Source organism: Streptomyces albireticuli, assembly GCF_002192455.1.
Lineage (GTDB): Bacteria > Actinomycetota > Actinomycetes > Streptomycetales > Streptomycetaceae > Streptomyces > Streptomyces albireticuli_B.
The window spans coordinates 1280262-1296718 of sequence record NZ_CP021744.1; the positions used below are offsets into that span (position 1 = coordinate 1280262).

Annotated in this window: 15 protein-coding genes; 6 read left to right on the plus strand and 9 right to left on the minus strand. The window is 72.8% G+C overall.

The window, feature by feature from the left end; all coding sequences use genetic code 11:
• Positions 1-164: 164 nt before the first annotated feature.
• Positions 165-1673: a M1 family metallopeptidase gene (locus tag SMD11_RS05460; protein ID WP_087925344.1), complete on the plus strand. Its 1509-nt coding sequence runs from the start codon at positions 165-167 to the stop codon at positions 1671-1673.
• Positions 1674-1785: 112 nt separating this feature from the next.
• Here the strand turns inward: SMD11_RS05460 and SMD11_RS05465 are convergent, their stop codons facing one another.
• The gene (locus tag SMD11_RS05465) at positions 1786-2592 is read right to left on the minus strand and encodes a VOC family protein (protein ID WP_087925345.1); all 807 of its coding nucleotides are present in this window, start codon (positions 2590-2592) and stop codon (positions 1786-1788) included.
• Positions 2593-2765: 173 nt separating this feature from the next.
• On the opposite strand from SMD11_RS05465, the gene SMD11_RS05470 reads away from it, so the two are divergent.
• Positions 2766-3494 carry a MerR family transcriptional regulator gene (locus SMD11_RS05470; protein ID WP_087925346.1) on the plus strand — a complete coding sequence of 243 codons (729 nt, stop codon included), beginning with the start codon at positions 2766-2768 and terminating at the stop codon, positions 3492-3494.
• 60 nt (positions 3495-3554) lie between these two features.
• Here the strand turns inward: SMD11_RS05470 and SMD11_RS05475 are convergent, their stop codons facing one another.
• The 6 genes from SMD11_RS05475 to SMD11_RS05500 all read right to left on the minus strand — a co-directional run bounded on the left by SMD11_RS05475 (position 3555) and on the right by SMD11_RS05500 (position 11121).
• A complete protein-coding gene (locus SMD11_RS05475) occupies positions 3555-5741 on the minus strand; it encodes a 3-hydroxyacyl-CoA dehydrogenase NAD-binding domain-containing protein (RefSeq protein ID WP_087925347.1) in 2187 nt (728 codons plus the stop codon).
• A 70-nt stretch (positions 5742-5811) separates the two neighbouring features.
• Complete coding sequence (locus tag SMD11_RS05480; protein ID WP_087925348.1) at positions 5812-7026, minus strand: acetyl-CoA C-acetyltransferase; 1215 nt, start codon at positions 7024-7026, stop codon at positions 5812-5814.
• 90 nt (positions 7027-7116) lie between these two features.
• Complete coding sequence (locus tag SMD11_RS05485) at positions 7117-8259, minus strand: acyl-CoA dehydrogenase family protein (protein ID WP_087925349.1); 1143 nt, start codon at positions 8257-8259, stop codon at positions 7117-7119.
• Entirely contained in the window at positions 8256-9404 is a 1149-nt protein-coding gene (locus tag SMD11_RS05490; RefSeq protein WP_199843803.1) for a CaiB/BaiF CoA transferase family protein, read from the minus strand. The genes SMD11_RS05485 and SMD11_RS05490 overlap by 4 nt, the downstream gene beginning before the upstream one ends.
• Positions 9405-9727: 323 nt before the next feature.
• Positions 9728-10105 (minus strand): MmcQ/YjbR family DNA-binding protein, encoded by a 378-nt coding sequence (locus tag SMD11_RS05495; RefSeq protein WP_087925351.1) that lies wholly within the window; start codon positions 10103-10105, stop codon positions 9728-9730.
• A gap of 56 nt (positions 10106-10161) precedes the next feature.
• Positions 10162-11121 (minus strand): dihydrodipicolinate synthase family protein, encoded by a 960-nt coding sequence (locus tag SMD11_RS05500; protein ID WP_087925352.1) that lies wholly within the window; start codon positions 11119-11121, stop codon positions 10162-10164.
• Between the two features lie 175 nt (positions 11122-11296).
• On the opposite strand from SMD11_RS05500, the gene SMD11_RS05505 reads away from it, so the two are divergent.
• Positions 11297-11800 (plus strand): GNAT family N-acetyltransferase, encoded by a 504-nt coding sequence (locus tag SMD11_RS05505; RefSeq protein ID WP_087925353.1) that lies wholly within the window; start codon positions 11297-11299, stop codon positions 11798-11800.
• A 46-nt stretch (positions 11801-11846) separates the two neighbouring features.
• On the opposite strand, the gene SMD11_RS05510 is transcribed toward SMD11_RS05505, so the two are convergent.
• Positions 11847-12551 carry an endonuclease V gene (locus SMD11_RS05510; protein ID WP_087925354.1) on the minus strand — a complete coding sequence of 235 codons (705 nt, stop codon included), beginning with the start codon at positions 12549-12551 and terminating at the stop codon, positions 11847-11849.
• A 40-nt stretch (positions 12552-12591) separates the two neighbouring features.
• Between SMD11_RS05510 and SMD11_RS05515 the strand changes: the two genes are divergently transcribed.
• A complete protein-coding gene (locus tag SMD11_RS05515) occupies positions 12592-12891 on the plus strand; it encodes a YciI family protein (protein WP_087925355.1) in 300 nt (99 codons plus the stop codon).
• On the opposite strand, the gene SMD11_RS05520 is transcribed toward SMD11_RS05515, so the two are convergent.
• Positions 12880-13968: a WD40/YVTN/BNR-like repeat-containing protein gene (locus tag SMD11_RS05520; protein ID WP_418952505.1), complete on the minus strand. Its 1089-nt coding sequence runs from the start codon at positions 13966-13968 to the stop codon at positions 12880-12882. The two genes, SMD11_RS05515 and SMD11_RS05520, sit on opposite strands and share 12 nt — an antisense overlap.
• A gap of 475 nt (positions 13969-14443) precedes the next feature.
• On the opposite strand from SMD11_RS05520, the gene SMD11_RS05525 reads away from it, so the two are divergent.
• Together SMD11_RS05525 and SMD11_RS05530 are read left to right on the plus strand one after the other, a co-directional pair.
• Entirely contained in the window at positions 14444-15913 is a 1470-nt protein-coding gene (locus SMD11_RS05525) for a sensor histidine kinase (protein ID WP_087925357.1), read from the plus strand.
• Between the two features lie 73 nt (positions 15914-15986).
• On the plus strand, positions 15987-16400 hold the full coding sequence (locus SMD11_RS05530) for an SsgA family sporulation/cell division regulator (RefSeq protein ID WP_087925358.1): 414 nt from the start codon (positions 15987-15989) through the stop codon (positions 16398-16400).
• Positions 16401-16457 lie beyond the last annotated feature (57 nt).

The following is a 16457-nucleotide window of genomic DNA, read 5'->3' on the forward strand; positions in this document are numbered from 1 at the left end:
TACCGGGCAGAAGGGGGCGGAAGAGGCCCCTCGTGACGGCTCGTGCCCCAGGTGATGACAGGCACATGTCGGTCACATGTCGGGTTGCCCCATGGACATTCCCGTGCCCGGGATGAATACATAGGCTTCGAGTGATCGTTCTCCTCTACGAGTTGGAGTGACTCGTGCGACACAGACTCATCGTTCCGAGCGCGGCCGCGGCCTGCCTGCTGCTGGCGATCCCTGCGTCGGCGGCCGACGCCACGCCGGGGGCCCCGGGCGTCGGGGACTCGTACTACCCGACCGCGGGGAACGGCGGCTACGACGTCTCCCACTACGATCTGCGCCTGAAGTACCAGCCGAAGACGGACAAGCTGGAGGGCACGGCGACCCTGCTGGCCACCACCACCCAGCAGCTGTCCCGCTTCAACCTCGACTTCGCGCTCGACGTGAGCGAGGTGCTGATCAACGGCAAGAAGGCGACGTACGCCACCACCGGCGCCCACGAGCTGGAGATCACTCCGTCCTCCCCGCTGGAGAAGGGCAAGCAGATCAGCGTGGTGGTCCGCTACAGCGGCACCCCGTCCCAGGTGAAGATCGACGGCTTCACCGCCTGGAACCGCACGCCGGACGGCGCGGTCGTGGCGCAGGAGCCCGAGTCGGCGTACTGGTGGTTCCCGAGCAACGACCACCCGACCGACAAGGCCACCTACGACATCTCGGTCTCGGTGCCGGACGACGTCCAGGCCATCAGCAACGGCGTCCTGGCCTCGCAGTCCTCGAAGCTCGGCTGGACGCGCTACAACTGGCGCTCCACCAAGCCGCAGGCCAGCTATCTGACCACGCTGGCGGTCGGCAAGTTCGAGATCACCACCGACACCACCGCCAACGGCCTGCCGGTGGTCAACGCCTACAGCAAGGACCTCGGCGACAACGCCGCGTCCGCCAAGGCCAGCATCGAGCGCTCCGCCGAGATCGTCGACTGGGGCAGCACGCTCTTCGGCCCGTACCCCTTCAACGCGCTCGGCGGCTACGTGCCCAACGTGAAGACGGGCTACGCGCTGGAGACCCAGACCCGCCCGTACTACAGCCCCTCGGGCTTCGCCAACGGCGCGAACACCTCACTGGTCGTGCACGAGCTGGCGCACCAGTGGTTCGGTGACAGCGTGTCGGTGAAGAACTGGCGCGACATCTGGGTCAACGAGGGCTTCGCGACCTACGCGCAGTGGCTGTGGTCGGAGAAGGAGGGCGAGGGCACCGCGCAGGAGCTCGCGCAGTACGTCTACGACTCGGTCCCGGCCGACAACGCCTTCTGGACCGTGAAGCCGGGCGACCCGGGCGCCGACCGGCAGTTCGACCGCGCCGTCTACAACCGTGGCGCCGTCGCCCTTCAGGCGCTGCGCAACACCGTCGGCGACAAGACGTTCTTCACCATCCTCAAGCAGTGGCCGACCGAGAACAAGTTCGGCAACGCCTCCGTGCAGGACTTCGTGAAGTACGCCGAGAAGGTCTCCGGCAAGAAGCTGGCCCCGCTCTTCGACACCTGGCTGTTCACCCCGTCGAAGCCCGCTTCCCTGCCCGCGCCCGGCGGCAAGGCGGGCAAGCCCGCCAAGTCCGCGAAGTCGCTGGCGGCCACCCCGCAGCCCAAGTCCTGGAAGAAGATCCAGGAGGCGCAGGCCGCCCACCGGCACTGACCTGATCCGGCTCGCCGGTCCGGCCCACCCCGGTCCCGAGGGCCCGGCGCTCCGCGTGACGCGGCGCGCCGGGCCCTTCGCCGTCTCCCGCCGGGGAGCCGGGCGGTCCGGGTCAGCCCTTGGCGTCCTCGACCGGGGTGAGCACCACGAAGTCGGCGCCCGCCGGGTCGAGGCAGACGGCCAGCCGGCCCACGCCCTCCGCGTCCTCGGGGCCCATCTGGACGGAGCCGCCGCCGGCCGTGACCCTCGCGACCGTGGCGTCGCAGTCCGCCGTCGCGAAGACCGGGTGCCAGTAGGGCTTGCCGCCGTTCAGCGAGAGGTCGTCCGAGGAGAGCTCCATCAGGCCGCCGTGCATCCGCTCCTCGCCCTGGCCCGCCGGGGTGAGGAGGAAGTACGTGCCCCCGCCGCCGGGCAGCGGCATGTCCGAGGTCGTCCAGCCGAACAGAGCGCCGTAGAACTCCTTCGCCCCGGCGGCGTCGGTGGTGTAGAGCTCGGTCCAGCACAGGGAGCCCGGGGCATCGGCATGCTCGAAGCCGCCCTCGGTCTCCCCCGGCTGCCAGACGGCGAACTGCCCGCCCTGGGGGTCGGTGAGCTGGGCCATCGAGCCGTATTCGCCGGCGTCGGTGGGGGCGACGCGGACGGTGCCGCCCGCCTGCTCCGCGGCCTGCGCGGTGGCCCGCGCGTCGGTGGTGCGGAAATAGATCATCCAGGCCGGGCGGGCGCCCTCCTCGGTCAGCGGGCCGACGCCGGCGACCGTCTTGCCGTCGGTCCTGAAGAGGCCGTAGTCGCCCGCCTCGTCGCCGAACGGCTTGAACTCCCAGTCGAACACCGTGCTGTAGAAGGCCGCGGTGGCCGGGATGTCACGGGAGCCGAGGTCCAGCCAGCACGGGGAACCGGGGACGAAGTCCGTAGTGATCATGACGATCTCCCTTCACGGGTCCTTGTCAAGCCAGCGTCCCACCGGGCACTGACAACCGCGCCCCGTGGCCGGGCAGCCCCCGCTCCCGACACCCGCGTGAGGTTTCACAGTGATGGTGGTACAGCAATACTGAGAAACCCGAAGGGCGCGGAACAGAGAGCGAGGCGTCGCCGATGGCCACCGAGACCGAGGGACCGACCCTGACCGTCGACGAACTGGCCGCCCGCGCCGGGGTGACCGTCCGCACGGTGCGCTTCTACAGCACCCGGGGGCTGCTGCCGCCGCCCGAGATCGGCCCGCGCCGGGTCGGCCGCTACGGCCCCGACCACCTCTCCCGGCTCGCCCTCATCGAGGAGCTCCAGCACCAGGGGCTGACCCTCGCCGCGATCGAGCGCTACCTCCGGCACCTCCCGGACGGGCTGAGCCCCGGCGACCTGGCCATCCACCGTGCCCTGGTGGCCTCCTGGACGCCCGACCGGCCGGAGCCGGCGACCCGGGCGCAGCTGGAGCGGCGGGCCGGGCGCGCCCTGGGCGAGGAGGACGTCGACCGGCTCACCGCGATGGCCGTCCTGGAGCGCGACCCCGAGGACGCCGACGCCTTCCTGGTGGACCCGGGGCTGCTGTACCTCGGTCTGCGGCTGCTGGACGTGCCGATCGCGCCGGACACGATCCTCGCGGCCCGCGCGGTCCTGCTGGAGCACGCCCGCTCCACGGCCCGGTCGCTGACCCGGCTCTTCCACGAGGAGGTGGACACGCCGGACGTCGCGTCGATGAAGTCGCTGTCGGCGCACATGCAGCCGCTGGTGGTGCAGGCGCTGGTGACGGCGTTCCAGCGGTCCCTGAAGCGGGAGCTGCGGGAGCTGTACGCGCAGGGGGACACGCGAGGGGACACGGCGCCGTGAGCGCCGGGCGGGCCCGGTGGCCCGCCCGGCGTCCCGGGGCCGTGCCCTCAGGAGCGCGGCTCAGCGGAACAGCTCGTCCTTCTCCGCCTTCTCCAGCAGCAGCGCCGACGGAGCGAACCGCTCGCCGTACGCGGCCTGGAGTTCCCGCGCCCGCGCCACGAAGCCGCGCGGTCCGCCCTCGTAGCCGTTGATGTACTGGATCGCGCCGCCCGTCCAGCCGGGGAAGCCGATGCCGAGGATCGAGCCGATGTTGGCGTCGGCGACGGAGGTGAGGACGCCCTCCTCCAGGCAGCGGACGGTGTCCAGGGCCTCCGAGAAGAGCATCCGCTCCTTCATGTCCGTGAAGGGGACCTCGGCGGTCGTGCCGCCCCGCGGGGCGAAGTGCTCCCGCAGGCCCGGCCACAGCCCGGTCCGCTTGCCGTCGGCGTAGTCGTAGAAGCCGGCGCCGCCGCTGCGGCCGGTGCGGCCGAACTCGTCGACCATCCGGTCGATGACCGCGTCGGCCGGGTGCGGCTCCCAGGTGCCGCCGGCCTCCTCCGTCGCGCGGCGCGTCTCCTCGCGGATGCGGCGCGGCAGGGTGAGGGTCAGCTCGTCCATCAGGGAGAGCACCTTGGCCGGGTAGCCGGCCTGGGCGGCGGCCTGTTCGACGGAGGCGGCCGGGACGCCCTCGCCGATCATGGCGACGCCCTCGTTGATGAAGCGGCCGATGACGCGCGAGGTGAAGAAGCCGCGCGAGTCGTTGACGACGATGGGGGTCTTGCGGATCTGCCGGACGAGGTCGAAGGCGCGGGCCAGGGCCTCGTCGCCGGTCCGCTCGCCCTTGATGATCTCCACCAGGGGCATCTTGTCGACGGGCGAGAAGAAGTGCAGGCCGATGAAGTCGGCGGGCCGCTCGACGCCTTCGGCCAGCAGGGTGATGGGGAGGGTCGAGGTGTTGGAGCAGAGCAGCGCGTCGGGGGCGACGACGTGCTGGATCTCCTGGAAGACCTTGTGCTTGAGGGAGGTGTCCTCGAACACGGCCTCGATGACGGCGTCGCAGCCCGCGAGGTCGGCGACGTCGCCGGTGGGCGTGATGCGGGCGAGCAGGGCGTCCCGCTCGGCCTCGGTCGTCCGGCCCTTGGCGACGGCCTTGGCCAGCAGGCCGGCGGAGTAGGCCTTGCCCTTCTCTGCGGCCTCGCGGGAGACGTCCTTGAGGACGACCTCGATGCCGGCCTTGGCACAGGCGTAGGCGATGCCTGCGCCCATCATCCCGGCGCCGAGCACGGCGGCCTTGGTGACCGGGCGGGGCGCTGTGTCCTTGGGGCGGCTGGCGCCGGAGTTGACGGCCTGGAGGTCGAAGAAGAACGCCTGGATCATGTTCTTGGAGGTCTGGCCGGTGACCAGCTCCGTGAAGTAGCGGGCCTCGATGACCTGCGCGGTCTCGAAGTCGACCTGGGAGCCCTCGACGGCGGCGGCCAGGATGTTGCGCGGTGCCGGGTAGGGCGCGCCGGCGAGCTGCTTCTTGAGGTTGGCCGGGAAGGCCGGGAGGTTGGCGGCGAAGCGGGGGCTGGCGGGGGTGCCGCCGGGGATCCGGTAGCCCTCCTCGTCCCAGGGCTGCCGCGACTCGGGGTGCGCCTGGACGAAGGCGCGGGCCTTGGCGAGGAGTTCCTCGGGGGTGGCGGCGACCTCGTGGACCAGGCCCGCCGCCAAGGCGCGCGGGGCGTTGTACCGAGTGCCCTGGAGGAGCACCTTCAGGAGGGCGTCGGTGATGCCGAGGAGCCGCACCGTACGGGTGACGCCGCCGCCACCGGGCAGCAGGCCGAGGGTGACCTCGGGCAGGCCGATCTTCGTGCCGGGGGTGTCGAGGGCGACGCGGTGGTGGCAGGCGAGGGCGATCTCGTAACCGCCGCCGAGGGCCGCGCCGTTGATCGCGGCGACGACGGGGACGCCGAGGGTCTCGATGCGGCGCAGGTCGCGCTTGACGCGCAGGCCGCCCTCGAAGGTCTCCTGGGCGTGGGCGGGGGTCGCCGCGATGAGTTCGCGCAGGTCGCCGCCGGCGAAGAAGGTCTTCTTGGCGGAGGTGAAGACCACGCCCCGTACGGTCTCCTTCTCGGCCTCCAGACGGTCGGCGACCGCGGTGAGGGAGGCCTGGAAGGCGGCGTTCATGGTGTTGGCGGACTGGTCCGGGTCGTCCAGGACGAGGGTGACGACGCCGTCGCCGTCCTGCTCCCAGCGGATGGTGGTGCTCTCGCTCACGTTCGAGCTCATTTTCGAGGTCTCCATGGAGGTTTCGCGGTGCGGACGCGGACGCGGGGCCGGGTGGGCCGGGGCGTGACGGCTAGAGGCGCTCGACGACGGTGGCGACGCCCATGCCGCCGCCGACGCAGAGGGTGATCAGGCCGTAGCGCTTGTCCTGTCGCTCCAGCTCGTCGACGACGGTGCCCAGCAGCATGGCGCCGGTGGCGCCGAGCGGGTGGCCGAGGGCGATGGCGCCGCCGTTGACGTTGATCCTGTCCAGGCCGATGCCCAGCTCGTCGGCGAAGCGCAGCACCACGGCGGCGAACGCCTCGTTGATCTCGATCAGGTCGATGTCGTCGATGGTCAGCCCGGCCTTGGCCAGGGCCTTGCGGGTGGCCGGGGCCGGGCCGGTGAGCATGATCGTCGGGTCGGAGCCGGTGGCCGCGGCGGAGACGATCCGGGCCCGCGGGGTGAGGCCGTATCGGTCGCCGACCTCGCGGTTGCCGATGGCGACGAGCGCGGCGCCGTCCACGATGCCGGAGGAGTTGCCCGCGTGGTGGACGTGGTCGATCTTCTCCACCCAGTGGTACTGCTGGAGGGCGACGGCGTCGAAGCCGCCCGCGTCGCCGATCGCCGCGAAGGACGGCTTGAGCTTGCCGAGCACCTCGACGGTGGTGCCGGGGCGCACGTGCTCGTCGCGGTCGAGGACGACCAGGCCGTTGCGGTCGCGTACGGGCACGACGGAGCGGTCGAAGCGGCCCTCCTTCCAGGCGGTGGCCGCGAGCTCCTGGGAGCGGGCGGCGAAGGAGTCGACGTCGTGCCGGGAGAAGCCGCCGAGGGTGGCGATGAGGTCGGCGCCGATGCCCTGGGGCACGAAGCCGACGTCGAAGTTGGTCATGGGGTCGTTGAACCAGGCGCCGCCGTCGGAGCCCATCGGCACCCGCGACATCGACTCGACGCCGCCGGCGAGGACCAGGTCCTCCCAGCCGGAGCGGACCTTGGCGGCGGCGAGGTTGACGGCCTCCAGGCCCGAGGCACAGAAGCGGTTCTCCTGGACGCCCGCGACGGTGTCCGGGAGGCCCGCGGCGATGGCGGAGATCCGCGCGATGTCGGAGCCCTGGTCGCCGAGCGGGCTGACGACACCGAGCACGATGTCGTCGATGGCCGCGGGGTCGAGACCCGGGAAGCGGCCGCGCAGCTCGTGGATGAGGCCGACGACGAGGTCGACGGGCTTGGTGCCGTGCAGCGCCCCGTTGGCCTTGCCGCGGCCGCGCGGGGTGCGGATCGCGTCGTACACATACGCTTCGGTGCTCAAGGTCGTGAACCTTTCGGGAATCCGTCGAGTCGAGGGGGGATCGGGAGGAGCGGTGCGGGGTGCGGGGGTGCGGACTGCCGGGTGTCGCCGTCAGGAGAGCAGGGAGCGGCCGATGATCTCCTTCATGATCTCGGTGGTGCCGCCGTAGATGGTCTGGATGCGGCCGTCCGTGAACGCCTTGGCCACCCGGTACTCGGTCATGTACCCGTACCCGCCGTGGAGCTGGAGGCAGCGGTCGGCGACGCGCTTCTGGAGCTCGGTCGCCCACCACTTGGCCATGGAGGCGTGCACGGCGTCGAGCTCACCGGCCGTGTGGTCGGCGACGCAGCGGTCGAGGAAGGCGCGGGTGACGGCGCACTCGGTGGCCATCTCGGCGATCTCGAAGCGGATGTGCTGGAGCTTGGCGAGGGGCCGGCCGAACGCCTCGCGCTCCTTGACGTAGCGGGTGGTGAGCTCCAGGAGGTGCTCGGCCGCGGCGATGCCGGCGACGGCGATGTTCATGCGCTCCTGGGCGAGGTTGGTCATCAGGTGGACGAAGGCGCCGTTCAGCTCGCCGAGGAGGTTCTCCTTGGGGACGCGCACGTCGTGGAAGAACAGCTCGGCGGTGTCCTGGGCCTTCTGCCCGATCTTGTCGAGGTTGCGGCCGCGTTCGAAGCCCGGTGTGCCGCGCTCGACGACGAGCAGGCTGAGGCCCTTCGCCCCGCCCTCGGGGGTGGTCCTGGCGACGACGATGACGAGGTCGGCGAGGATGCCGTTGGAGATGAAGGTCTTGGACCCGTTGAGCAGCCAGTGGTCGCCGCGGTCCTCGGCCGAGGTGCGGACGGCCTGGAGGTCGGAGCCCGCGCCCGGCTCGGTCATGGCGATGGCGGTGATCGTCTCGCCGGTGCAGAAGCCGGGCAGCCAGCGGCGCTTCTGCTCGTCGGTGGCGAGGGAGGTGAGGTAGGGGCCGATGACATCGTTGTGGAGCCCCACGGCGAGCCCGGCGGCACCCGCCCGGGTGAACTCCTCGGTGAGCACCACGCCGTAGCGGAAGTCGTCGTTCCCCCCGCCGCCGTACTCCTCGGGCACGGCGATGCCCAGCAGGCCCTGCCGGCCGGCCGCCAGCCAGGCGTCGCGCGAGACGATGCCGTCCCGCTCCCAGCGCTCGTAGTGCGGGGTGACCTCCTTGGCCAGGAAGGTGCGGACGGTCTCGCGGAAGGCTTCGTGGTCGGCGGTGAAGAGCTGACGCTTCATCGTTGCGGGCCTTTCTGCGGCGGGTCGAGGCTGCGGACGTCCCAGTCGCGCGCCACCTCGGCGGTGTCCGCGCCGGGCTGTGCGGGCGGGCGGCGCACGGCGCCGGGGGTGACGGAGAAGCGCGGGGCCGGGGCGGGCTGGGTGAGGCCCTCGTGCTCGACGAAGGTGGCGCGGGCGGCGAGGTGCGGGTGGCCGGGGGCCTCCCGGAGGGAGAGGACGGGCGCGACGCAGGCGTCCGAGTCCTCGAAGACGGCCGTCCACTCGGCGCGGGTGCGCTGCGCGAAGCGCGCGGCGACGAGGGCTCTCAGCTCGTCCCAGCGGGCGGGGTCCTCGCGCGGCGGCACCTCCGGTCCGTCCGGCAGGCCGAGCCGGTCCAGTAACTCCCCGTAGAAGCGCCGCTCCAGCGCGCCGACCGCCATGTACCCGCCGTCGGCCGTGCGGTAGGTGCCGTAGAAAGGCGCGCCGCCGTCGAAGAGATTGGCCTCGCGCCGGTCCTGCCAGGCGCCCGCGGAGAGCATGCCGTGGATCATGGCGGTGAGGTGGGCGGCGCCGTCGACGATGGCGGCGTCGACGACCTGTCCGACGCCGGTGGTACGGGCGTGCTGGAGGGCGGCGAGGACCCCGACGACGAGGTAGAGGGAGCCGCCGCCGAAGTCTCCGAGGAGGTTGGCCGGGGCGTACGGCGGGCCGTCGGCGGGGCCGGCCAGGCCCAGGGCGCCGGTGACGGCGAGGTACGACAGGTCGTGGCCGGCGGTCGGCGCGAGCGGGCCGTCCTGGCCCCAGCCGGTCATCCGGCCGTAGACGAGGCGGGGGTTGCGCGCGAGGCAGGCCTCGGGGCCGATGCCGAGGCGCTCGGTGACGCCGGGGCGGTAGCCCTCCAGGAGGATGTCGGCGCGCTCGGCCAGGTCCAGGACGGCCGCCGGGCCGCCGGCGGACTTGAGGTCGACGACCACCGAGCGTTTGTTGCGGTTGAGGACGTCGTGGCGGGGCTCTATGCGCACTTCCGAGCCGCCGGGCCGGTCGACGCGGACGACGTCGGCGCCGAGGTCGCCGAGGAGCATGGCGGCGAAGGGGCCGGGCCCTATCCCCGCGAGTTCCACCACGCGGACGCCGCCGAGCGGACCGCCGCTTACTGTCCCTGCCATTCCGACCGCCATCCCGACGCCGTCCCGGCCGTCACCTCGACTGTCACCCTGACGCCGTCGCCAGACTTATGACATAAGTGCTGTAACACTCGCGATGTTAAGAACGGGTTCCAGTTTTCACAAGCCCTCGGGCGGATCGGCGGGGAGGGCAAGGGGCGGTGGGGGCGGGGGATTTGACGGGGGCGGGTTGCCGCTGCGCGGGGTTTTTTCCCCTCCGGACGGGCTGATTTTTCAGCCCGTCCGGCGATTGAGGACATTCGGGAAGGGGCGGGTAGGGGAAAAAGCCCGCCGCAGGCGCACCCGCGCCACCCGCCCCGCCCGGATCAGGCCGCGTCGAGCTCGGCGACGAGCCGCTTGGGGGCGATGGTGCGATAGCTCTCCTCGACCCAGTCGCACAGCAGCTCGACGGGGGTGCCTCCGCCGAGCGGGACGGACACCCAGCCGGACCGCCCCAGCCCGTAGCCGGTGGGCGCGGCGCCGGGGACGGTGAGGGCGTGTCCGTGCGCCTCCTCGTCCTTGAGCTTGACGCTGATGCCGGGCGTCTCGGTGTTCCCCTCGGACCCCAGGAAGACGAAGATCTTCTTGTTGACCTTGATGACGGCGTCATCCTCCCAGGGGAACTCCTCGACCGTGCCGGGCAGCCCGAGCGCGAACGCGCGGACGGCCGCGCGTGCCTTGAGGGGAGCTGGGGTTGCCGCCATGGGTGCCTCCGGGAGGTGCTCGGTCTGTCGCGGCCCACGCTATCCCGGAGGCCCGGTCACAGCAGGCCCGCCTCCACCAGGAGTCGCCGTACGTCTCGTACGGAGGCGTCGGGCAGGGGCCGCTGGGGAGCGGCGGTGACCGGATGGTCGATGACGCCGAGGAGGCCGAGGGCCGCCTTGAAGCCGCCGATCGCGGAGGATCCGATGCTCATGTGCGCCGGGTCGCCCGTCTCGGTGAGCGCGAACAGCGCGGCCAGCCGGTCCTGTTCGGCGGCGGCATCCGCCCAGCGCCCGGCGCGGGCATGCGCGCACAGCCGCACGTATCCGGCGGGGTCGACGTTGCCGAGCCCCGGCACGACGCCGTGGGCGCCCGCCAGCAGCGCGGCGTCGACGGTCAGTTCGGAGCCGGTGAGCACGGTGAACGTACGGTCGAGGCCGCGGGCCCGCAGCGCGACGAGCAGCCGGCGCAGGGCGCCCAGGTCGCCGCTGCTGTCCTTGAGCCCGGCGAGGGTGCCGTCCTCGGCGAGGGCCAGAAGGGTGGCGGCGGTGAGCTTGGAGTGCACGGCGGACGGGATGTCGTAGCCGATCAGGGGCAGGTCGACGGCGGCGCGGACGCGGCGGAAGTGGTCGGCGGTCTCGGCCGGATGGGTGGCCGCGTAGAAGGGCGCGGTGGCGACGAGCGCGTCGGCACCGAGCGCGAGCGCCGCGCGGGCGTGGTCGGTGACCCGGGCGGTGCTCGTGTCGATGACCCCGGCGAGCACGGGCACACGGCCACCGGTGACGTCGACGGCCGTCCGGACGACGGTGCGGCGCTGAGCGTCACTCAGATAGGCGGTCTCCCCACTGGACCCGAGGACGAACAGGGCGTCCACGCCCGCCGCCAGCAGATGCTCGACGAGGGAGCGGAGCGACCGGGTGTCGACGCCTCCGGCGGGGGTGAGGGGCGTGCACACCGGGGGCACGACACCGGTCAGGGGAACGGGCCAGGGGCGGGTGGTTCCGTCGGGGCCTGTCATGGGCGTCTCATGGGCATCGCGGGTGCCAGCCTTTGCGGTCCGGGGTGGGATGTCCGCTTCGGCGCCGAATCTGTCGGAGGGGGTGGGGGGTGTCAAGGGGGCGGGGGAAGCTCCGGAGTGCACGGGTCCGGTAGCTGTAAAGATCAGCTGGGTGCGGGGCGGGTAGCCTCTCCGAATGGAGAAAATCACTACCTACCTGGAGATAACCGACCCGAATGATGTGCGGCCGGCGCCTGTTGTGCCCGCTCTCGGCCTGCGCGGGATCGACCACGACTCACCGCTGGTGCGCACGGTGCAGGCACGGGTCGGTGAAGCCTACGGATGGCGCTCGGCCTCCCGGACCGACGAGCAGTGGCACGAGCACCTCGCGGAGCACCCGCTGCGCCAGTACTGGCTGATCACCTTCGAGGACGAGCAGGCCGGCGTCGCCTACCTGGAGCCGCAGCCGGGCGGCGACGTGGAGATCACCGCGTTCGGGCTGCTGCCCGAATTCGTGGGGAAAGGCCTGGGCGGCTACGCCCTGACGCTCGCTCTGCGCCAGGCGTGGGCGACCGAGCCCGTCGGGGCGGACGCGGTGCGCCGGGTCTGGCTGCACACCTGCACCAAGGACCACCCCCGCGCACTGGACAATTACCTGAAGCGGGGCCTGCGCACCTATCGGGTCGAAGGACAGCAGTAGGCGCGTCCGGGGACAGGGGCGGCCGTCCCCCGGGCTGCACCCGCCGTCAGGCCTCCCGCAGCGCCGCCCGGCACAGCGCGTCCGCGGCCCGCGTCGTCTCCGGCAACCGGAACTCGCGGGCCAGGAGCAGTGTGAACCCGCACGCGTGGTCCAGGCTCACCCGGTGGCCCACCGACACGTAGACCGGTTTCACGCCCTCGCGCGTACGGAGCGCCCGTCCCACCTCCTCCTCGCCGTCCAGCAGCGGGGAGGCGTCCCCGCGGCGGGGCCCCGGAGGGTCGTGGCGGAAGGTGAAGGGGTTCTTCGCGACGCCGATCGTCGGCAGCCCGGTCAGCACGCCCAGGTGGCTCGCCAGGCCGAACCGGCGCGGATGGGCGAGCCCGTAGCCGTCGCAGACGACCAGGCCCGGCCGGACGGGCAGCCGGTCGAGCGCGGCGATCACCGTGGGGATCTCGCGGAAGGCGAGCAAGCCGGGCACGTAGGGGAAGGCCACCCGGCCGACGGCGGTGGCCTCCGCCACGACCTCCAGAGTGTCCGCGTCGAGCGCGACGGCCGCGGCCGCGACGACGTCGCGCTCGTCGTCGTACGCCACGTCCACGCCCACGACGGTCAGCGGCTCACCCGGCACCGGCCCCGGCTCGTCGAGCACCACCCGGCCGCGCAGTTCGTCCTGGACGGCGGTCGCCGCCGCTTCCGTGGTGGGCCAGCCGGGCGGCGGTCCGCCGGGGGCTTCGGTCGTCGCGTACGTCATAGTGAGGCCTACGCTACGGGACGGGCGTAGCCTGTCGATCATGTTCGTACTCGAGCTGACCTACATCGCGCCGATCGAGCGCGTCGACGCCGCCCTCGCCGAGCACGTCGCCTGGCTGGACGCCCACTACGCGTCCGGTGTGTTCCTCGCCTCCGGCCGCAAGGTGCCCCGGGACGGCGGGATCATCCTCGCGGTCGGCGACGACCGCGCGAAGATCGAGGAGATCACCCGGAGCGACCCGTTCAGCGTCGCCGGGGTGTGCGAGTACTCGATCACGGAGTTCATCGCGACGAAGACCGTGCCGGCGATGGAGCACTACCGGCAGCAGCTACCGTCCTGACCCGCCGAGCCGCGCGATCCGCCCCTTCTCGCCGGCGGCCCAGCAGCCGCCGTCCGGGGCGCAGTCGACGGTGTCGTACGAGCCGGGGTCGAAGCCCCGCCAGGTGCGGCCGCCGTCGGTGGTGAGGTCGCTGCCGGTCGGTCCGACGGCGAGTGCCGCGCGGCGGCTGTGCGGCAGCCAGGCGACGCCGGAGCGGTAGGCGGCGGGCGGCCGGCCGGCGGTGGTCCAGTGCGCGCCGCCGTCCCCGGAGACGGCGGCGGCGCGCTCCGAGGGCTGCCCGGGGCGGTAGTCGCCGCCGACGGCCAGACCGTGCGTACGGTCGCGGAAGGCGAGGCCGAAGACGCCGCGGGCGGGGTCGCCGGCCGGTACGGGCGTGTCCGTGGCGGTCCAGGTGCGGCCGCGGTCGGCGGAGTGCAGGACCCGCGCGGTCGCCGCGCCGCCGGTGGCGATCCAGGCGTCCCGGGCGCCGTGGCTGACCAGACACTGCCCGCCGGCGGCGAACGCCGCCTCGCCGGGCAGGGCCGGGGGCATCCCGTCCGGGGGCAGCACCCGCCAGTTGCGGCCGCCGTCGGCGGTGGAGAGGACGCGGTACCGGCCGTCGACCGGGTCGCCGAGCGCGATGCCGTGGCGGGCGTCGAAGAAGGTCATGCAGTCGTAGAACGCCCGCGGATCGGTGTTCCGGAAGCTCTCGGTCCAGGTCGCGCCGCCGTCGTCCGTGCGGAAGACGCGGGACGCCTCGCCCTCCCCGATCGCCAGGACGACGGCCCGCCGCGCGTCGAAGGCCTCCACGTCCCGGAACTCCAGCCCGGCGGCCCCGGGCGGCGAGACGTTCCGCCAGTCGCGGCCGCCGTTCCTGGTGAGCAGGACGGTGCCTTTGGTGCCCGCGGCCCAGGCGGTGGAGCGGCTGACGGCGGCGAGGCCGCGGAAGCGGGCGTCGGTGCCGGTGTCCGTGAGGTGCCAGGTGGGGTTTGCGGAGGGGGCCGTGGTGGGGGTTGCGTGGGCGGCGGGGCCGGGGAGGGCCGCTTGTGCGGCGGTGAGTGCGGTGAGAGTGGCGGCGGTTCGTATCAGGTTTCTCATCCGTCTCATGGGGCGGGAAGGTAGTGGGTGGGGTGGGTGGGCGTCCATGGGGGCGGGGGTTGTTTCTTTCCCCAGACCCGCCCCTTCCCGCTCCCGGGGCTCCGCCCCGGACCCCGGTCCTCAGACGCCGGACAGGCTGATTTGTCGCCCGGAACCCGGCAGGAAAACCCGACCACGGAGCGAGGGAAGCGGCCTCCGGCGCACGGAAAGCCGGCCTCGGACAGGGGCACAATCCAGCCCGGCCGGCGATTGAGGCCACCGCGCGGAGCGCGGAACCGGGGGCCCGGGGGCTCGCCCCCGGTTACGGGAAGGGGCGGGGCTGGGGAAAGGCCCCGCGCAGCGGCCGGCCCATCCCCCACGTCACCCCGGCCCCGGCCGCCCCGTCCCCAACCCGTCAAAGATTCATCCTTTCGGCCAGTACCCCGTGACCGCACGGGCGATCCCCCCACCCCCCGCCCCCTCCTAGCGTGAGGACATGACGCCGACGCCCTCACTCCCCGCCTACGTCACTCCCCCGGCCTCCAAACCCGGGGCCGTCAAGACCCGGACCGTCAAGGCCCGGACCACCGCTCCGGGACGGTTCCGCCGCCGCCACACCTGGATCGCCGCCGCGCTCTGCGGCCTGTGGGTGGTCGAGGGGCGGCTGCTCAGCCGGGGCGCCTCGTACTCGGGGCAGACAGGCGTGGGCGGCGTTCATCACGCGCACCTCGTCATCTGGGTCGCCGGCCTGCTCGTCGCGGCGTGCGTGCTGCCGTGGGCGCAGCTCGGCACCCGTGCCGTCGCGGCCGTCGGCGTCTCGTGGTCGGCGACGGGATATCTGCTGACGGCCGGGGAGCACCTGCCCGTGTGGGGGCTGACGGAGAGCGCGGCGCTGCTGGCCCTGCTGGCGCTGGTGGCGTGGCGGGCGCCGGTGCGAGCCGCGGTGCCACTGGGGATCGCGCTGGCGGCGGGCGTCCTCGCCGCGCCGGTCCGGGACGCGGAGGTGCTGAGCACCACCGTCGTCGCGTACGCCCTGGTCGTGGCCGGGGTGGCCGCTCTGGGGCTGTGTCTGCGCTACCGGGACGCGGAGCGCGCGCAGGCCGTGGCCGCCGCGCGGGAGGCGGAGCGCCTGGAGCTGGCGGGTGAGCTGCACGACTTCGTGTCCCACCACGTCGCGGCGATGACGTTGATGGCCAAGGCCACGGGGTCGCTGACCGAGGACGCGCGGGTCGCCGCGTCGCTGCGGGACATCCAGGAGGCCGGTGACGAGGCGATGACGTCGGCGCGGCGGCTGCTGCGCGTACTCAACCAGGACCAGCCGCACCGCAGGCCGCTGCCCGGTCTCGACCTCACGGAGCTGGTCGAGGACTTCCGGCGGACGAGCCCGGGGGCGCCCGACGTGACGCTGCGCGTCGACCCGGCGTTCGACGAGGGCCCGGCCCCCGAGCTGGCGGCCTCGGTGCACCGCATCGTCGCCGAAGCGCTGTCCAATGTCGCCAAGCACAGCCCCGACACCTCGGACGTGCGGGTGACGCTCAGGGGCGCGGAAGGGCGCCTGTTCGTGTCCGTGCGCAACGACGGCCGCCGAAGCGCCTCCCACGCGCATCGCACCCCCGAGGACAGCGGGGGGCTGGGGCTGGTCGGGCTGACCGAACGCGCGGACGCCATCGGCGGTTCCCTGACGGCCGGCCCGGTGCCGGACGGGGGTGGGAGGTACTGGCGGTGCTGCCGGTACGGCGGTGAGGGGCGCGCGGGGTCCCGCGCAAGATCCCTGCCTTCTCCGGCCACCCCGCCGAGGCCGCCCTCGCGACTGCCGGCGGCTCCCGTGGAAAGGATTACCTGGCAATGCCGGTGTTCCCGACGTTCCTGCCGTTACTTCAGGTTCGTAGGCGTAAAGAACATATGTCTTGATCTTCGAAGGGTGGTGACGCAGGTCACGCTCGATTCATGTGCACTGCCACCGTAGATCCACCGTCTCTCCAGACGAAGCAGAGAGGCAAGGACCGCACCACCCCATACCGATCGCAAGGGAGCACGCGTTGCCCACTGTCATCGACCAAGCTGTCCAGGCACGGCTGATCGCGTCGGCCCCGCAGGACCGCGCCGTTCCCGCACAACTGCGTTATCAGCGCTCCGATCCCTTCGCCGTGCACATCGCCTTTCCACCCACGGCGTCCCTGGACGGCGCGGACGTCGAGTGGGCCTTCTCCCGCGAGTTGCTCGCCTGCGGACTGATCTCGCCCACGGGCCACGGTGACGTCCATGTGTGGCCGTGCGGCCCGGAGCGGACGGTGCTGGAGTTCCACGCGGCGGAGGGCGTGGCCATGGTGCAGATCGACACGGCCGAGCTGCGCCGGTTCCTCACCCGCTCCTACGCCCTGGTGCCCGCCGGCAGCGAGGGCGGGCAGTTCGACCTGGACGGCGACCTGGCGGCCCTGCTGCGGGAGGCCTGAGCACAGGGATCGGGGCGGCCGGGCCGAGCGGGGGCCGCGGTGCCGGGCGTGCGATCC